17 protein-coding genes and 1 tRNA gene are annotated in these 15,888 nt (G+C 70.0%); 10 read left to right on the top strand and 8 right to left on the bottom strand.

Features of this window, described 5'->3' with window-relative positions:
* A complete protein-coding gene (locus tag ACI2JZ_RS08420) occupies window positions 1-462 on the bottom strand; it encodes a DUF3817 domain-containing protein (protein ID WP_247633658.1) in 462 nt (153 codons plus the stop codon).
* 85 nt (window positions 463-547) lie between these two features.
* Between ACI2JZ_RS08420 and ACI2JZ_RS08415 the strand changes: the two genes are divergently transcribed.
* A complete protein-coding gene (locus tag ACI2JZ_RS08415) occupies window positions 548-1,462 on the top strand; it encodes a helix-turn-helix domain-containing protein (RefSeq protein ID WP_404597198.1) in 915 nt (304 codons plus the stop codon).
* Between the two features lie 100 nt (window positions 1,463-1,562).
* Here ACI2JZ_RS08415 and ACI2JZ_RS08410 read toward each other — a convergent pair whose 3' ends face one another.
* Window positions 1,563-2,753, bottom strand: coding sequence for an MFS transporter (locus ACI2JZ_RS08410; protein WP_404597197.1), 1,191 nt, complete (start codon window positions 2,751-2,753; stop codon window positions 1,563-1,565).
* Between the two features lie 129 nt (window positions 2,754-2,882).
* On the opposite strand from ACI2JZ_RS08410, the gene ACI2JZ_RS08405 reads away from it, so the two are divergent.
* Complete coding sequence (locus ACI2JZ_RS08405) at window positions 2,883-4,289, top strand: MFS transporter (protein ID WP_404597196.1); 1,407 nt, start codon at window positions 2,883-2,885, stop codon at window positions 4,287-4,289.
* Between the two features lie 15 nt (window positions 4,290-4,304).
* On the opposite strand, the gene ACI2JZ_RS08400 is transcribed toward ACI2JZ_RS08405, so the two are convergent.
* Window positions 4,305-4,871 (bottom strand): MarR family winged helix-turn-helix transcriptional regulator, encoded by a 567-nt coding sequence (locus ACI2JZ_RS08400; protein ID WP_404597195.1) that lies wholly within the window; start codon window positions 4,869-4,871, stop codon window positions 4,305-4,307.
* 107 nt (window positions 4,872-4,978) lie between these two features.
* Between ACI2JZ_RS08400 and ACI2JZ_RS08395 the strand changes: the two genes are divergently transcribed.
* The gene (locus tag ACI2JZ_RS08395) at window positions 4,979-5,797 is read left to right on the top strand and encodes a hypothetical protein (RefSeq protein WP_404597194.1); all 819 of its coding nucleotides are present in this window, start codon (window positions 4,979-4,981) and stop codon (window positions 5,795-5,797) included.
* 171 nt (window positions 5,798-5,968) lie between these two features.
* Here the strand turns inward: ACI2JZ_RS08395 and ACI2JZ_RS08390 are convergent, their stop codons facing one another.
* The 3 genes from ACI2JZ_RS08390 to ACI2JZ_RS08380 form a co-directional block, all read right to left on the bottom strand.
* Window positions 5,969-6,607 carry a hypothetical protein gene (locus tag ACI2JZ_RS08390; RefSeq protein ID WP_404597193.1) on the bottom strand — a complete coding sequence of 213 codons (639 nt, stop codon included), beginning with the start codon at window positions 6,605-6,607 and terminating at the stop codon, window positions 5,969-5,971.
* A gap of 1 nt (window position 6,608) precedes the next feature.
* A complete protein-coding gene (gene dcd / locus ACI2JZ_RS08385) occupies window positions 6,609-7,214 on the bottom strand; it encodes a dCTP deaminase (protein WP_404597192.1) in 606 nt (201 codons plus the stop codon).
* Window positions 7,215-7,407: 193 nt separating this feature from the next.
* Window positions 7,408-8,085, bottom strand: a complete 678-nt coding sequence (locus ACI2JZ_RS08380) for a GAP family protein (protein ID WP_404597191.1) — start codon at window positions 8,083-8,085, stop codon at window positions 7,408-7,410.
* Window positions 8,086-8,188: 103 nt separating this feature from the next.
* Between ACI2JZ_RS08380 and ACI2JZ_RS08375 the strand changes: the two genes are divergently transcribed.
* The 3 genes from ACI2JZ_RS08375 to ACI2JZ_RS08365 all read left to right on the top strand — a co-directional run bounded on the left by ACI2JZ_RS08375 (window position 8,189) and on the right by ACI2JZ_RS08365 (window position 11,165).
* Window positions 8,189-8,262 (top strand) — tRNA-Gly (locus ACI2JZ_RS08375).
* A gap of 113 nt (window positions 8,263-8,375) precedes the next feature.
* Window positions 8,376-10,214 carry an AMP-dependent synthetase/ligase gene (locus tag ACI2JZ_RS08370; RefSeq protein ID WP_404597190.1) on the top strand — a complete coding sequence of 613 codons (1,839 nt, stop codon included), beginning with the start codon at window positions 8,376-8,378 and terminating at the stop codon, window positions 10,212-10,214.
* 27 nt (window positions 10,215-10,241) lie between these two features.
* Complete coding sequence (locus ACI2JZ_RS08365; protein WP_404597189.1) at window positions 10,242-11,165, top strand: DUF1295 domain-containing protein; 924 nt, start codon at window positions 10,242-10,244, stop codon at window positions 11,163-11,165.
* A 39-nt stretch (window positions 11,166-11,204) separates the two neighbouring features.
* On the opposite strand, the gene ACI2JZ_RS08360 is transcribed toward ACI2JZ_RS08365, so the two are convergent.
* Complete coding sequence (locus ACI2JZ_RS08360) at window positions 11,205-11,699, bottom strand: sigma factor-like helix-turn-helix DNA-binding protein (RefSeq protein ID WP_404597188.1); 495 nt, start codon at window positions 11,697-11,699, stop codon at window positions 11,205-11,207.
* Between the two features lie 239 nt (window positions 11,700-11,938).
* Between ACI2JZ_RS08360 and ACI2JZ_RS08355 the strand changes: the two genes are divergently transcribed.
* A complete protein-coding gene (locus ACI2JZ_RS08355; protein ID WP_404597187.1) occupies window positions 11,939-13,297 on the top strand; it encodes an MFS transporter in 1,359 nt (452 codons plus the stop codon).
* Between the two features lie 16 nt (window positions 13,298-13,313).
* Here ACI2JZ_RS08355 and ACI2JZ_RS08350 read toward each other — a convergent pair whose 3' ends face one another.
* Window positions 13,314-13,940, bottom strand: a complete 627-nt coding sequence (locus tag ACI2JZ_RS08350) for a DUF1684 domain-containing protein (protein WP_404597186.1) — start codon at window positions 13,938-13,940, stop codon at window positions 13,314-13,316.
* Between the two features lie 88 nt (window positions 13,941-14,028).
* On the opposite strand from ACI2JZ_RS08350, the gene ACI2JZ_RS08345 reads away from it, so the two are divergent.
* From ACI2JZ_RS08345 to ACI2JZ_RS08335, 3 genes are all read left to right on the top strand, one after another.
* On the top strand, window positions 14,029-14,700 hold the full coding sequence (locus tag ACI2JZ_RS08345; RefSeq protein WP_404597185.1) for an alpha/beta fold hydrolase: 672 nt from the start codon (window positions 14,029-14,031) through the stop codon (window positions 14,698-14,700).
* A gap of 66 nt (window positions 14,701-14,766) precedes the next feature.
* Window positions 14,767-15,537 carry a hypothetical protein gene (locus ACI2JZ_RS08340; protein ID WP_404597184.1) on the top strand — a complete coding sequence of 257 codons (771 nt, stop codon included), beginning with the start codon at window positions 14,767-14,769 and terminating at the stop codon, window positions 15,535-15,537.
* A gap of 167 nt (window positions 15,538-15,704) precedes the next feature.
* Window positions 15,705-15,830 carry a hypothetical protein gene (locus tag ACI2JZ_RS08335; RefSeq protein WP_281731258.1) on the top strand — a complete coding sequence of 42 codons (126 nt, stop codon included), beginning with the start codon at window positions 15,705-15,707 and terminating at the stop codon, window positions 15,828-15,830.
* Window positions 15,831-15,888: the final 58 nt, after the last annotated feature.

The following is a 15,888-nucleotide window of genomic DNA, read 5'->3' as shown; positions in this document are numbered from 1 at the left end:
TCACTTGCCGCCGGGAGGACCCGCGATCAGCAGGATCACGTAGAGGGCGACGATCGCCACGGCCAGCAGGAGCACGAGCACGACCGGCCGGCGCAGGAACCAGCGCATGAGGCGGTCGTACCAGCGGCGGTCGCGCGGGTCGTCGGTGGCCTCGAGGCGCCAGGCTCCCGCGAGGCGACCGGTGCGGTGCAGCCAGATCTCCATGGGGATCGTCGCGTACGGCACCACGGCGCTCGCGACCGCGAGGATCGCGACCCCGACGTGCCAGCGCTGATTGACGGCGACGAGCAGCGCGGTTGCCCCGTAGGCGAGGAACACGAACCCGTGGATGCCTCCGCCGATCGTCACCACGATGCCCGGGGCGCCGAGGGCGCGGGCGATGATCGCGCCGATCAGGAGGGTCCAGGTGATCGCCTCCGCGATCGCGAGAACTCGGTACAGGCGGTCGGGCGTTCGAAACACGGGACTCCTCGGGTGGGGGTGGTTCCAGGGTATCGGCGGCTCCTATGAGCGGAATAAGGCCGGGCACGACCGCGTTTCCGAAAGCATGACTGTGGATGCGGATGCTCTGGCGCGCGTGCTCGCGACCGTCGACCTCCGCGTGGGCTTCGCCCGCCGCGTCCCGATCTCCTCGGGCGAGCTGCTGCCGATGATGCCCGACGCCATGACGCTCGTCTACGTCGCCGAGGGCGGGGTGGCGGGGCATCCGCCGCTCCAGGCCGGATGCCGCCTCGACGTCGATCGCTCCTCGCAGGAGGTGTCGGTCGATGCCGGCGCACCGCGCGATCTCCTGGTCTCCGGCGACGCCTTCCTCACACGGTGCGGCTCCCCCTTCGCTCTCGAGGCCGACGGCGACACCACTCTCATCGTGCTCGACATCGAACTCGCCGACGCGGCATCCCCGCTGCTCGCCCTGCTGCCCGATCTCGTGACCGTCACCGGCTTCGACGCTCTCGAACCCGCCGCCGCCACGCTCGCCGCCAGCATGGGACTCGTCGACCCGACGCAGTTCCCGCTCCGGCGCACCGACCCGGTGATCTGCAAGCTCATGGCGACCACCGTGTTCCTGTCGGTGATCCGTGCGTGGGCCGAGAACGGCTGCGCGCCCGCCGGATGGCTGCAGACGTCGAGCGACCCGTTCCTCGACCGCGTGATCGACGCGATCCACGACGAGCCCGGCCGCGACTGGACCGTCGAGCGCCTCGCGAGCGTCGGCGCGATGTCGCGCTCGGCCTTCGCGGAGCGGTTCCGCAGCGCGATCGGACGCTCCCCCGCCGAGTACGTCACCGAGGTGCGCGTCGATCAGGCCAAGCGGATGCTCGACGCCGGGCGGTCCGTGTCCGACATCTCGCGCGCGCTCGGCTACGCCTCCGACGAGGGGTTCAGTCGCGCCTTCCGCCGACGCACCGGCATGACGCCGTCGTCATGGCGCCTGGCCCACCGCACGCCGGTCTCGGCGTAGCCTCTCACGCGCGAAAACGGAGACGTCACGGTCGAGGCTCGGCGTGTCCCCCTCGGACACGCCGAGGGAGACTCGACCGGTCTGGGTTTTCGTCCGGGGCTCAGCCGCGCACGCGGTTCGAGAGCCCGAAGAGCACGGCGCCGATGACCAGGAGTGACGCCCCCAGCACGTAGGCGACCTCGACCCCGGCTCCGTCGACGAGGAATCCGCCGAGTCCGGCCGCGAGCATGATGGCGCCCTGGAATCCGACGACCACCAGGCTTCCGCCGGCCTCCAGTCGCGACGGCATCCGATGCCCGACCCACGTGTTCACCACGATCAGCCACGAGGCGAAGAAGAAGCCCCACACGAACACGACGACCGCGATGCCGACGACCGAGCCCGAGAGCAGCAACATCGAGGCGACCGACACGGCGATCACCAGGGGCGCGAGCACGGCGAAGAACGCGAAGGTCTTGTCGATCACGAAACCGATGACGAGATTGCCGATCAGACCTCCGGCGCCGAACAGCGCGAGCAGCACGACGATGGTCGTGGCATCCGCATCGGGAATGCGCTCGAGCGCGAGCCGCACGTACGTGTAGGCGAGGAAGTGCCCGAGAACGACGAAGACGTGACCGATCAGACCGAGTCCGATACCGGGCTGACGGACCGTTTCGACCAGCAGACGGATGCTCGACGCCTGCGCCGCGGGCACCGAGGGCAGCAGTGCGCGCAGGGCGATCGCGAGGAGTCCGGTGGCGACGCCCGCGATCGCGAACACCGTGCGCCAGTCGACGATCTCGGCGAGCATGACGCCGAGCGGCACACCCGCGACGGTTGCGAGCGAGGTGCCGGCGGCAGTGAACATCACGGCGCGGCCGAGGCGCTCGGGGCCCGCGATGCGCGCCGCGACGGTGATCGACATCGACCAGAAGGCGCTGATCGCCGCCCCCAGCAGGAACCGGGCGAGCAGCACGATGATCAGGTTGGGGGCGATCGCCACGATGAGGTTCGAGACGGCGGCGGCGAGCGCCATCCACACCAGCAGCGACCGGCGGTCGAGGCGCGGGAAGACGAGCCCGATGGTCGGCGCGACGATGAATCCGACGAGCGCGGTGACCGTCACGGTCTGACCGGCCTGCCCGGGCGTCACGCCGAGCGCGGTGGCCATCTCGGTGAGCACGCCGTTGGGCAGGAACTCCGCCGTCACGAGCAGGAAACTCATGAGCATGACGACGATGAGCCCGCCGTAGCGCATCCGTCCGGCCGGGGCGGATGCGGTGGTGGGCACGGGGGAGGTGATCGTCATGCCTTCAGCCTGGTGCACACGGATGCCGCGCGCCCGACCGCGCGTCCACGGCATCCGACCGATCGTCCGGGGCCTGCGGCACGGCGCGCCGTCACCGACCGTTCATCGGGTGCGGCCAGACTTCGACTCATGAGCGCACCCGAATCCCAGCCCGGCGTCCCCGAGCCGGTCGCCACGGCGAACAGCGGCGCCGTCGCCGTCATCGGCCTCGAGTTGCGCGGCGAGACACCGGCCCCCAAGAAGCAGGTCTTCTCGTGGGCGCTGTGGGATTGGGCGACGCAGCCCTTCAACACCGTCATCCTGACCTTCGTCTTCACCGCCCTCTATCTCGTGGGCGAGGGGTTCCTGCCCGCCGACATCGCGGCGCTCGACGAGAACGACCCGGTGCGGCTGGCAGCCGAGGCCGACCTGACCTCGGGCCTCGGCCTGGGATCGACGATCGCGGCGTTCGGCATCCTGCTGCTCGCGCCCGTGCTGGGCCAGCGAGCGGATGCCGCGGGGCGGCAGAAGCTCTGGTTGGGCATCGGCACCGGTGCCCTGATCCTGTGCATGCTGGGGCTGTGGTTCGTCGAGCCGACGCCGAGCCTGTTCTGGCTGGGCGTCGCGCTGATCTCGGCGGCGACGGTGTTCCAGGAGATCGCGGCGGTCAACTCCAACGCGATGCTCATCGGCATCGCGAACCCGAAGAACGTCGGACGCATCTCGGGTCTCGGCTGGGGCTTCGGATATCTCGGCGGCATCATCGCCCTCGCGATCGTGGTGGCGTTGAATGCGGTCGACTGGTTCGGGATGCCGACCGACAACGGTCTCGTCTACCGCCTGATCGCGGTCGGCTGCGCGGTGTGGGCGATCGTGTTCAGCATCCCGATCTTCCTCAACGTGCCCGAGCCCTCGCTCGGCCGCCCCGAGCGCAAGGTCGGATTCTTCCGCTCCTACGTGCTGCTCGTGAAGGACGTCGCCGGTCTCTACCGCGACCCCGAGACGCGCCCGACGTTCTGGTATCTGCTCTCGAGCGCCGTCTTCCGCGACGGCCTCGGCGGAGTGTTCGCATTCGGGGCGATCATCGGCACCGCGGTCTTCCGCTTCGAGACCGACGACATCATCATCTTCGGCATCGCCGCGAACCTCATCGCCGGGGTCTCGACGCTCCTCGCCGGGCGCCTCGACGACCGCGTCGGCCCGAAGCGCATCATCCTCGTGTCGATCGGCTCGATGATCGTCGCCGGACTCGCGGTCTTCCTGCTGCGCGACGGCGGAGCGATGGTGTTCTGGATCGGCGGACTCATCCTCTGCGCGTTCGTCGGACCGGCGCAGGCCGCCGCGCGTTCGTTCCTCGCTCGGGTCACCCCGGCCGGACGCGAGGGCGAGATCTTCGGCCTCTACGCGACGACCGGCCGCGCGGCGAGCTGGATGGCCTCGGGTGCCTGGACGCTGCTCATCGTGCTGACGGCGCAGACCGCCTTCGGCATCCTGGGCATCATGATCGTGCTGATCGCCGGCTTCCTGCTGCTGCTGCCGGTCAAGGCGCCGCGCTGATCGGAGCCCCGCGGTCTAGCGCTGCCAGTTGTCGGCGAGCTTGTTGAGAAGACGGGCCAGCTCGGTGCGCTCCTCGTCGGTGAACGCGGCGAGCGCGCCACTGAGCATCTGACGCCGCTCGCCCCGCACGCCGCGGGCGAGGTTGCGTCCCTCGTCGGTGAGTGCGATGCGCGTGCGACGGGCGTCATCGGGATCGGCTTCGCGCCGCAGGAACCCATGGTCGACACCCTGCTGCACGAGCCTCGAGGCGCGCGGCTGGTCGACGCCGATCGCCGCGCCGAGCTCGCTCACGCTGAGCGGTGCGGATGCTGCGGCGAGGGCTTCGAGCATCCGCATGCGCGCGGGGCCGCCGAGGCGGCCGGAGGGATCGCCCATCCACGGAGGCATGCCGGGGTGCCCGTGGCCGAAGGGTCCCCCGCGCTCTCCGCCGCGCGGTCCGCCGCGCCAGCCGTGCGGACCGCCGTGACCGTGATCGTGGGGCCCGCGGTCAGCGCGGTCGCCGCGGTCGCCCGGCCGACGTCCGCGCAGACGGGACAGGGCCTGGGCGATCGCTTCGGCGGGGTCGATCTCTTCGGTGCTCACACATCGATTTTACATGCGACTTGACATGCATTCACATCGCATGTCACACTACATGTACATGCACAGTGACATACACGTGCACCCTGACATGCAAAAGGACACAACTCATGAACACCTCTGAACAGAACCCCGAGAACACCGCCCGCCCCTTCGGCTACTGGCTGAAGGCCGTCGACCGCCTCATGGCGGCCGAGTTCGCCGCCGCCTTCGACCGCGAGGGCGATGAGGTCGGTCGCCGTGACTGGCGCCTCCTCAACGTCGTCGACGGCACGATGCCGGCGCGACGCCCCCTCAACGAGCACAAGCTGCACCGCCTCGTCGAGCGCGGCTGGGTCATCGCCGACGGCGACGGCTGGACGCTCACCGATGACGGACGCGCAGCGAAGGACCGCCTCGGCGCGATCGTCGACGGCATCCGCGCGAAGGTCACGGGAGCCGTCTCCGAAGACGAGCTCGCCACCACCCTCGCCTCGCTCGAGAAGATCGCCCGCGCCTTCGGGTGGGACGAAGAGACGCCTCTCCCCCGGTCGCGCCGCCACGGCTTCGGCCCCCACGGACGCTTCGGAAAGCACGCCGGCCCGCGGCACGGCTTCGGCCGCCGTCACGGTTTCGGCCCCGGCTTCGGTCCGGGTCGCGGCTTCGGCCCCGGTCGCGGTTTCGGACCGGAGCACGGCTTCGGACCGGAGCACGGCTTCGGACCGGATGCCGACGGCGAGCGCGACTTCGGACCCCGTCACGGCTTCGACCCCCGACACGGCTCCGGCCGCGACGCGGACTGCGGCCACGGCTCCCACGGCGAGCACGGCCACGGATCCCACGCCCACGGTGACCACCGCGGGCACGGTCCGCACCGCGCCGCGCGCCTGGCGCAGCACGCCTACGAGCGCGGCTTCGACGCCGGCTTCAGCCGCGGACGCGACGCCTGACCCGAGTCACCCCATCAGAGAGGGGCGGATGCTTCGGCATCCGCCCCTCTTCTCGTCGTGCCCCTGTACCCAACTCAGGAAAAACGGCGCTCACACCCGTCGAATCGGCCGAAACGGCGCCGATTCACGGCATTCGTCCTGAGTTAGTGCCACGCTCCCCGTTCAGACGGGTCAGATCGGCAGAGCGTCGGAGCCGGACACCGGCGCCGCGGCCACGAGGATGCTCGATCCGTGGGCGGACGAGGCATCGTCGAAGCCCGGGATGTTCAGGGTCGTGCTCGTCGCGAGGTAGATGACGAGGGCGATCGCGCCCGCGAGCAGCAGCACGAGAATGCTGAAGATCGCGACGGTCCAGGCCCGGTAACCGCCGGATGCCGGAACCTCGGGTGCCACGAATGCCGGGTCGGGCTCGGGCGCCGTCGATGCGGCGTCGGGAACGACGGCGGGCACCGACGCGGGCGGGGTACGACGACGCAGCGATGCGGATGCCGGAGCACCCGCGACGTCTCCGTCGGACGCCGGCGGCGGAGGGACCACAGCGTCACCGGTCGTTCCCTCGAAGGCAGGAGGCGGGGGAACGATGCCGTCGGTGGACGCCGACAACGGTGGAACCGACCCGGTCAGCGGACCGTCGAACGCGGGCGGCGGGGGCACGACGAGGTCGGCCCGATTGTCGTCGAAGACCGGGGGCGGCGGCACGACCGCGGCGGCCGCGGCATCGTCGAAGACGGGAGGCGGCGGAACGACGGCATCCGCCTCGCCGTTCTCGCGCTTGTCGGGGTCGGGCGGGGTGGTGCTGTCGCTGGTCATGTCAGCCTCCGAGGGCTCCGACGTCTGTGACGCCGACGTCTGTGCGATGGAAATTCTGGAAGGAGCGGGATGCCGTCGGCCCCCGCTGTCCCTGGTACCGGTTGTCGTAGGGGCCGGAGCCGTAGGGATTCTCGGCGGGCGAGGTCAGGCGGAAGAAGCAGAGCTGTCCGATCTTCATGCCCGGCCACAGCTTGATCGGCAGCGTCGCGACGTTGGCGAGTTCGAGCGTGACGTGTCCGGTGAAACCCGGGTCGATGAACCCGGCGGTGGAGTGGGTGATGAGGCCGAGGCGTCCGAGCGACGACTTGCCCTCGAGGCGGGCGGCGACGTCGTCGGCCAGGCTGACCTGCTCGAACGTCGCTCCGAGCGCGAACTCGCCCGGGTGCAGGATGAACGGCTCATCGGGGTCGACCTCGATCAGACGGGTGAGCTCGGGCTGATCGACCGAGGGATCGATGAAGGGGTACTTGTGGTTGTCGAACAGCCGGAAGTACCGGTCGAGCCGCACGTCGACGCTCGACGGCTGCACCATCGCCGGGTCGTGCGGCGAGAGCCCGATCTTGCCGGAAGCGAGTTCTGCCCTGATGTCGCGATCGCTGAGAAGCACGGGTTCAGCCTAGTTGCCGCATGGTTCGTGCTCACGAAGTATGCCCGTATTCGACGACCGAAACGGGAATCTCGACCGTCTGGACTTATGACGCGCTCCCCCGGGTGCGTCGAAACCAACCCGAGAGGTGCACCTCCGGCGTCAGCCGGGGGGGGTGCGCCTCTCGTCATGAAACGACGACGCCCCGCATCCGCTACGGCCAGAGGATGCCGATGCCGCTGCCGACCGCCGAGGAGCCGAGCACCAGGAACAGCACGCACATGATGGTGTTGTTCTCTCGGCTGAGCCAGACGTGCAGCGCCGCGAGCGGCGCACGCAGGCGGTCGGCGGCGATCGCGTAGGCGACGACGGGGACGAGCACGGTGGATGCCGCGATCACCGCGAACACCACGATCGGCACGAGCAGCTCCGTGCCTTCGAGGTCGGAGACGCCGAGGTCGATCGCGACGCTGAGGCTGAAGATGTAGGTCTTCGGGTTCACGGCCGAGAGGAAGAGGCCGAACCGCAGCGCGGCGGCGAAGTCGAACGCGTCGACCTTCTGCATCCATCCCGGCAGCTTCGGCTCTTCGCCGGGCTTCGGGCGCTTGCGCCACTGGCCGACCGCGAGCACCACGAGCAGCACGCCGACCGCCAGCTTGGCGAGGCCCGCCGCAACTCCGGGTTCGGAATCGTCGCGGTCGGGCAGGAAGGTCGACAGCGCCGTGAGCACGCCGATCACCACCAGGATGCCGACGACCCACCCGATCAGGAAACCGAGGCTGCTCGTGCGCGCCTTCGGGCTCAGCAGGGTGAGGATGACGACGATGATCGGCAGCGGACTGATCGCGATGCCGAGCGCGAACGGAAGAAGCTCCCCGATGACACTGCCCATACCGACATCATGGCGCGGATCCGACGAGCCGCGTGAGCGCTTTGGTCGCGGGCCGGGCGGCAGGTAGGCTGGCGTCACCCCGTTCCGCGAGGATGCGGGGTTCGGGGCTGTAGTTCAATGGTAGAACTTCTGCTTCCCAAGCAGACAGCGCGGGTTCGATTCCCGTCAGCCCCTCCACTCGAACCCCCGGGACACACCCGGGGGTTTTTCCTTCCCATCCGAATTCCCACCGGCTCCGAACAGAACCCGATGGGCGGCTCTGGCGCGCCCGCAGACCGAGAGGAGCCCCGATGATCGAGTCGTCGACCCCACCCCTCGCCGCCCTCGACGGCTACCGCAACGTCACCGACCTGCTGGTCCGGCGTGAGGGCACCGCCCCCGATCACGTCGCGTTCGAGGTCCACCGCGACGGCGGCTGGCAGCCGGTCACCACCCGGGAGTTCGCGAACGAGGTGCGGGCCCTCGCGAAGGGGTTCATCGCCCGCGGCATCCGCACCGGTGATCCGATCGCGATCATGGCGCCGACGCGCTACGAGTGGGCCGTCGCCGATCTCGCCGCCTGGTTCGCCGGCGCCGTCGTCGTGCCGATCTACGAGACGTCGTCGCCCTCGCAGGTGAACGCGATCGTCGCCGACGCCGGCGTGCGCCTGGCGATCGGCGGCACCACGGCGCACGCCGAGCTCCTGCAGGCGGCTCTCGCGCACGCCGACGCTCCGACGCTCGGCGCATGGACGATGGATGCTGACGACAACCCCGGAGCCGCGGCATCCGGAACCCTCGACGACCTCGTCGCGCGGGGCTCCGACATCGCCGACGAAGAAGTCGAGGCACGCCGAACGCACGCCACGCAGGACGACCCCGCGACCATCGTCTACACCTCGGGCACCACGGGCGAGCCCAAGGGCGTCGTGCTCACGCATCGGAACTTCCTCGGCCAGGTGCTCAACATCGCCGCCGCGTACCGCGAGATCGTGAACGAGAACGGCAACACCGTCATCTTCCTGCCGCTCGCCCACGTGCTGGCGCGCGGACTCCAGTTGATCTGCCTGGCCAGCGGCATGCGCATCGCGCACCTCTCCGACCCGTCCACGGTGGTATCGACCCTCGACACGCTGCGCCCGACGTTCCTGGTCGTCGTGCCGCGCGTGCTGGAGAAGATCCAGGCTGCCGCCGCCTCGAAGGCTGCGGACAAGGGCCTGAGTCGCGTCTGGGCGAAGGCTCACGAGACGGCCGTCGCCTGGGGCCGCCGCGCCGAGCGGATCGACGCGCGTCGGAGAATCCCGAACCGCCGCGGGCTCCGTCTGCGCCACCGCTTCTTCGACGCCCTCTTCTACCGCCGTCTCCGCACCGTGATGGGCGGGCGGGTCGGCTACATCCTCTCGGGCGGAGCCGCGCTCGACCCCGAACTCTCGCTCTTCTTCCGCGGCCTCGGCGTGCCCGTCATCGAGGGGTACGGGCTGACCGAGACGACGGCGCCGCTCACCGGTAACCTGCCGGGCCTCATCGCCTCGGGCAGCGTCGGCACGCCCCTGCCCGGACTCACCGTGCGCATCAGCGACGAGGGCGAAGTCCTCGCCCGCGGTGTCGGCGTCTTCGACGGGTACCGCAATCCGGCGCACAACGAGGATGCCTTCATCGACGGGTTCTTCCGCACCGGCGACCTCGGGCGACTCGACGACCAGGGCCGGCTGTTCCTGGAGGGCCGGCTCAAAGACGTGATCGTCACCTCGAACGGCAAGACCGTCGTGCCGACCCGCTGGGAGAACACGGTCGAAGCCGATCCGCTGGTCTCGCACGCGGTGATGGTCGGCGAGGGCAAGCCCTACCTGTCGGCGCTGCTGCTCCTCGACCCCGAGCAGACGCGGGCCTGGGCATCCGCCGAAGGCATCGCCCTCCCTTCGGGTCCGATCGACGACATCCGCACGGTCGCCGATCCAGCGCTGCGCGCCCACCTGCAGCGCGCCGTCGACGCCGCCAACGCACTCGTGGCGCACAGCGAGCAGGTGCGCCGCTTCAGCGTCGTGCTCGCCGACCTCGACGACCGCGAACTCGTCACACCCACCATGAAACTCAAGCGGAACGTCGTGCTCGATCGCGCAGCCGTCACCGTCAACGACCTCTACCTCTGAAACCCCCCGAGAAACGGAAAGAACGCCATGTCGTCGCCGACGCCCACGAACACCCGCTCCTCGCGCACCTCGCTGATCGCGATCGTCGCTGCCCTCGTCATCGGCGCGCTCGTCGCACTCGCCGGCAGTCAGAACGGCGCATCCGTCGGCGGCATCCCGCTGTTCGCGGTCGCGGTCGCGGCGGCGTTCGTCATCCAGATCCTCGCTTTCATCCCCGCATTCCTCCTGCGCACCGAGCGCTTCTTCGACCTCACCGGCAGCGCCACCTTCTTCGTGATCTCCGTGGTTCTCGTGCTGCTGACGCCGATGCCCGACGTGCGCAGCTGGATCCTCGCGGGCATGGTGATGCTGTGGGCCGCGCGCCTCGGCTCGTTCCTCGCCATGCGCGTGCACAAGGCGGGATCGGACGGCCGATTCGACGAGGTCAAGGGCTCGCCGCTGCGCTTCCTGCAGGTATGGGTGATCCAGGGCGCATGGGTGTCGTTGACGGCGGCGGCCGCGTGGATCGCGATCAGCACGGATGCCGCGGCCCGGCCGCCCCTCGGATGGCTGAGCATCGTCGGGGTCGTCGTGTGGGCTCTCGGCATGGTGGTCGAGATCGTCGCCGACGCCCAGAAGTCGGCGTTCCGGAAGGACCCGCGCAATCGGGACGAGTTCATCCGCACCGGCCTGTGGTCGCGGTCGCGCCACCCCAACTACTTCGGCGAGATCGTGATCTGGGTGGGAGTCTTCATCACCGCGGCGCCCGTGCTCACCGGGTGGCAGTGGGTCGCCGTGCTCTCGCCGCTGTTCGTGATCCTGCTGCTCACGCGGGTGAGCGGCATCCCGCTGCTCGAGGCTCGCGCCGAGAAGAAGTGGGGGGATCGCGCCGACTACATCGCCTACCGCGACAGCACGCCGGTGCTGGTGCCGCGTCTCACGCGGCCCCGGGTGAGCGAGACGGCGCGGTAACGAGTCCCTCGTCGGCCGGTCGGTCGGTCCGGGAGACCGTCAGCTGGCGAGGTCGGCGATGCGCTCGGGGCCGGACTCGCCCCGAATGTTCGTGAGCGCGGCGCGCGTCAGCGCGCGAACGATCGCGAGGGTCGTGCCGGTCACCGATGCGATCTCGACCTGGGAGAGACCGAAGTAGTGTGCGAGCGCGAGGCATCGGCGCTGCTCATCCGGCAACGGGCGCCAGGCCCCCGGAGCGCGCCGGCCCACCGACTCGGCGTAAGCGATCTCCGAGATCCACCCGATCACGGACCCCCGCGTCGAAGCGCCCTCCTGCGCGCGACGCCATATCTCGAGGTATGTCGCCTGAAGGGTTTCATCGCTGACCGTCGGGTCGTCGACGACGTCGCGGATGAGCCGCAGAACCGGAACGCAGGTGAGGTCGTACACCTGGGCGATGGCCTCCTGATCCCCGCCTGCCGCAGCCTCTACGAGCTTCCGCAGCAGCGCCTCGTCATGCCCCGCGGGGACCTCGACCACGACTGCGGCATCCATGCTCCGATGGTTCCACCCCGGCGCGATCTCCCGGGAGCCATTGAACGCACGACTGAATGCTGCTATCACCGAGCGGCCGCGCTGGACGCCGCGCATGTGCGGTGCACTCATTTCGAGCGTCCGACCCTGTGCCCTGGGCACATGAAGACCTGTGGACGATCTGTCTAGCCTGAGTGAGGTTCGCGCGCCCACCAACGGACGTCGGCGCGCGGACCTCCACCTCGACACACAGGAGTGCCATGGACATCGACATCGCCGACGACATCGATCGCCCCGGACTGGACCCCCGCGCACAACGCCGACGGGCCGTCATCGGAAGCTCGGTCGGAACCATCATCGAGTGGTACGACTTCACCCTCTACGGACTCGCATCGGCTCTGGTCTTCGCGCCGCTGTTCTTCCCGGGCGGCGGCGACTTCGCCGGGCTGCTGGGTGCATTCGCGACGTTCGCCGTCGGCTTCGGCGCCCGCCCGATCGGCGGCCTCGTGTTCGCGCACTTCGGAGACCGGATCGGCCGCAAGGGCACCCTCCTGGCCACGCTCCTCATGATGGGCATCGCGACGACCCTCATCGGCCTGCTGCCGACCGCCGAGACCATCGGCATCTGGGCACCCATCCTGTTGATCGTCCTGCGCCTCTTCCAGGGCGCCGGCGCGGGTGCGGAGTTCGCCGGCGCGATGACGATGGCGAGCGAGTCGTCCGAAACGCGCAACCGCGCCTTCATCGCGGGTTTCCCCGGAGCATCCGTCTACGTGGGCATGGCACTCGCCACCGCCACCTTCGCCCTCATCAGCCTGCTGCCGGTCGAGCAGTTCCAGGCCTGGGGATGGCGCATCCCGTTCATCGCGAGCATCGTGATCGTGGCCTTCGCGCTGTACTTCCGCCTGCGCGTCAAGGAGACCGCGGCGTTCGAGGCCGCCGAGCGCGATGGCGAGGTGACGCGTGCGCCGCTGGTCACGGCGGTGCGCTCGCACTGGCGCACCCTGCTCGCCGGCATGGCGCTGTTCGTGTTCGCCCTGCCGTGGGTCTACGTCGTGCAGACGTTCTCGATCTCGTACACGACCGGCACGCTCTCGGTGAACCCCACGCACGCTCTCATCGGCCTCATCGTCGCGGAGTTGCTCACCATCCCCGCCACCCTCGGGTTCGGGCGTCTCGCCGACCGTATCGGCCGCAAGCCCGTGCTTATCGGCGCGGCGATCTTCGCGATCGCCTTCGCGTTCCCGATGTTCATGCTCTTCCAGACGGAGAACTCGGTACTGGTCGCCCTCGGCCTGATCCTCGGTCTGGCCATCGTGCAGGGAGCGACGATCGGCGTGTCCGCGGCGATGCTGGCGGAGCTCTTCCCCACCCGCATGCGCTGGAGCGGCATCGCGATCTCGCGCGAGATCCCGGCCGCCCTCGTCGGCGGCACCGCCCCGCTGGTCGCCACCGCGCTCGTCGGCCTCTCCGGGGGCGCTCCCTGGCTGGTCGCCGGCTACCTCGTCGGGCTGAGCGTCATCGGACTGATCGGCATCTCCGTGCTGCCCGAGACGCTGCACCGGGCGGATGCCGCTGCTCCGGTCGACGCGACCGACGAGTCGGTCTCCACGAGATGAGGTCTGCGAGGAGAGCTCAGCCCGCGTACATCTCCCCGACGGGCACCGCGATGGGAAGCACGTTGCCGGGCTGGGCGAGCGGGCAGGCCCACGCCGGATCGTAGGCGCACGACGGGTTGTAGGCGAAGTTGAAGTCGAGCACGATCGTGCCGCCCGCGGCATCCGATCCGAGGTCGGCGCCCTTGATCGTGTCGACGAGGTAGCGTCCGCCGCCGTAGGTGCCGCCGGGCTTGCCGGCAAGCGCATCGCGCACCGGGATGAAGAGCCCGCCGCCGTACGTCGTCAACCGCCACACGTCGAGCGACCCGGCATCCGGCACCTCGACCCGACCGATGCGCTCGAAGGGCACGACGCCGTCGGTGCCGGTCGCGAAGTCGAATCCGCCGGGCTCGGCCTCGAGGATCGGCAGCTCGAACCGCCACTGCGCGTCGTACGAGGCGATCGGCAGCCCCTCGAACATCACGCGGTCCTCGGGCAGCAACGCCGTGGCGGGATGGTGCAGCATGAGGTCGTCTCGTTCGATGCGCCACAGTTCGTGGGCGTCTTCGGGCGAATCGGCCTCGCGCACGGCGGCGTAGAGGGCGAAGACACGGCGTCGCCAGTCGGCGACTTCGAGGGCGGTGCGCGATGCGGGGGTCGACATGCGTCCAGGCTACGGGGGTTCGCCCGCGCCGGGGCGGGCGAACCGGAAGGCCTGGTGCGGATGCCGCGCGCCGGACTACCGTGACCCCATGGCGACCTTCGCGCTCATCCACGGCGGCGGATCGACGGGCTGGGACTGGCACCTGGTCGCGCCGCACCTCGAGCGCGCCGGGCACGAGGCGGTGGCGGTCGACCTCCCGACCGAACGATCGGATGCCGAGCTCTCCGACTACGTGCGCACGGTCGTCGAGGCCGTGCGCACCCGCGATCACGTGATCGTCGTCGGCCATTCGCTCGGCGGCTTCACGGCGCCCCTCGCGGCGGAGGCGCTCGAGGCGGACGGACTCGTGTTCTTCTCGGCGATGATCCCGCAGCCGGGCGAGACGTTCATGGACTGGTGGACGAACACCGGCCACGACCGCGAGAGCATCGACGACGACCCCGAGGTCTCGTTCTACAACGGTGTGCCGCGGGAGCTGGCCGACGAAGCGCGCCGACGCGAACGGGACCAACAGGGCGCGTGGCTGTCGAAGCCGTGGCCGGGCGATCGTCTGCGGTCGATCCCGACGATCGGGATCGTGTGCGCCGACGACAACTTCTTCCCCGCGCCGTTCATGCGCCGGGTCGTGCGCGAACGCGTGGGGAGCGACCCCGTCGAGGTGCCCGGCGGGCACTATGCGGCTCTCACCCACCCCGCCGAGGTCGCCGCCGCGCTCGACCGGTCCGCCCGCGGGATCGACGACGCCCGGGCGAACCGGTGAGCATGAGCATCCGATTTCACGGATCGCGCGTCAGCGAATATCGGTCCAGCCGGGGAGGATGAGGGGGTGCCCGAGCTGCTCCCTCCCCCGCCCGACCGCGAGCCCGACATCGTCGACGACTTCGCCGACGGCCCCGACCCCGACCTGTGGGTGACGAGCTACCTCGCCCACTGGACCACGCCGGGGCGCGCGGAGGCGCGATACGCGACCGGGCCAGAGGGGTTGATGCTGCGGATCGACGCCGACCAACCCGCCTGGCGGCCGGAGGACGCCCCGATGCGGGTGTCGAACCTGCAGACCGGATCGTTCAGCGGACCCGCCGGATCGACCCGAGGCACGCACCGGCATCGCCCCGACGGGCTCACCGTGCGCACCGCCGTTCCGACGCGGCTGTCGTGGGCGCCCCGCCGCGGGCGCGTCGACATCACGGTGAGCGCGAGCGACGACCCCGGATGCATGCTCGCGGCCTGGCTCGTGGGCACCGAGCACGAGTCGGAGCACGACCGCGGAGAGGTCTGCATCTTCGAGATCGATGCGCGGCCGGGCGCGACGGGGTGGACGGCGCGCTGCGGCATCAAGGCGCACGGCGACGAGCGGCTCGTGACCGACATGGTCGAGGTCGCGCTCGATCACGACGCCCGCACCCCGCACACCTGGACCGCGATCTGGGGAGACGGCGAGACGGTCATCGGCTGCGACGGCGTCGTGGTGTTCCGCGCGGCCCAGGCGCCACGGCATCCGATGTTCCTCATGATCGACCTGTTCGAGCTCGGGGAGCCGGGAGGCGAGTACCCGAAGACCGCGGTGATCCATGCGCTGCGCGGCTGGAATGCGTGACGTAACGCACTGATCGGTGCGAAACGCCGGCAAAGGAGCCCCAGAAGCGGCATTCTGCACCGATCGGTGCAGGAGAACGGGCATGGGGAACGAGGGAGTCAACCCCCTGCGCGCACGCGTCGGAGCGGACGTACGGTGCATGTCCACTCACACCGAAGGAGGACGACATGAGCGATCCCGTGAGCAACGACCTGCACGACGCCGATCACCAGAACACGCAGGGCACGCCCGGCGCCGACGAGGAGGCCGACACGGCTTCGGGCGGCGCGCCGGAAGAGCCCGACGAGGACTGACCGTCCGCTGAGGGGTCGAGACACGCCGCGCGCGCGAGCGCGGTTGCGGCGTGTCTCG

The sequence above is a fragment of the Microbacterium sp. NPDC087868 genome (assembly GCF_044900755.1).
Taxonomy (GTDB): domain Bacteria; phylum Actinomycetota; class Actinomycetes; order Actinomycetales; family Microbacteriaceae; genus Microbacterium; species Microbacterium galbinum.
Note: the sequence above shows the minus strand (reverse complement) of the source record. Positions and strands in the feature narration are given on the sequence as shown.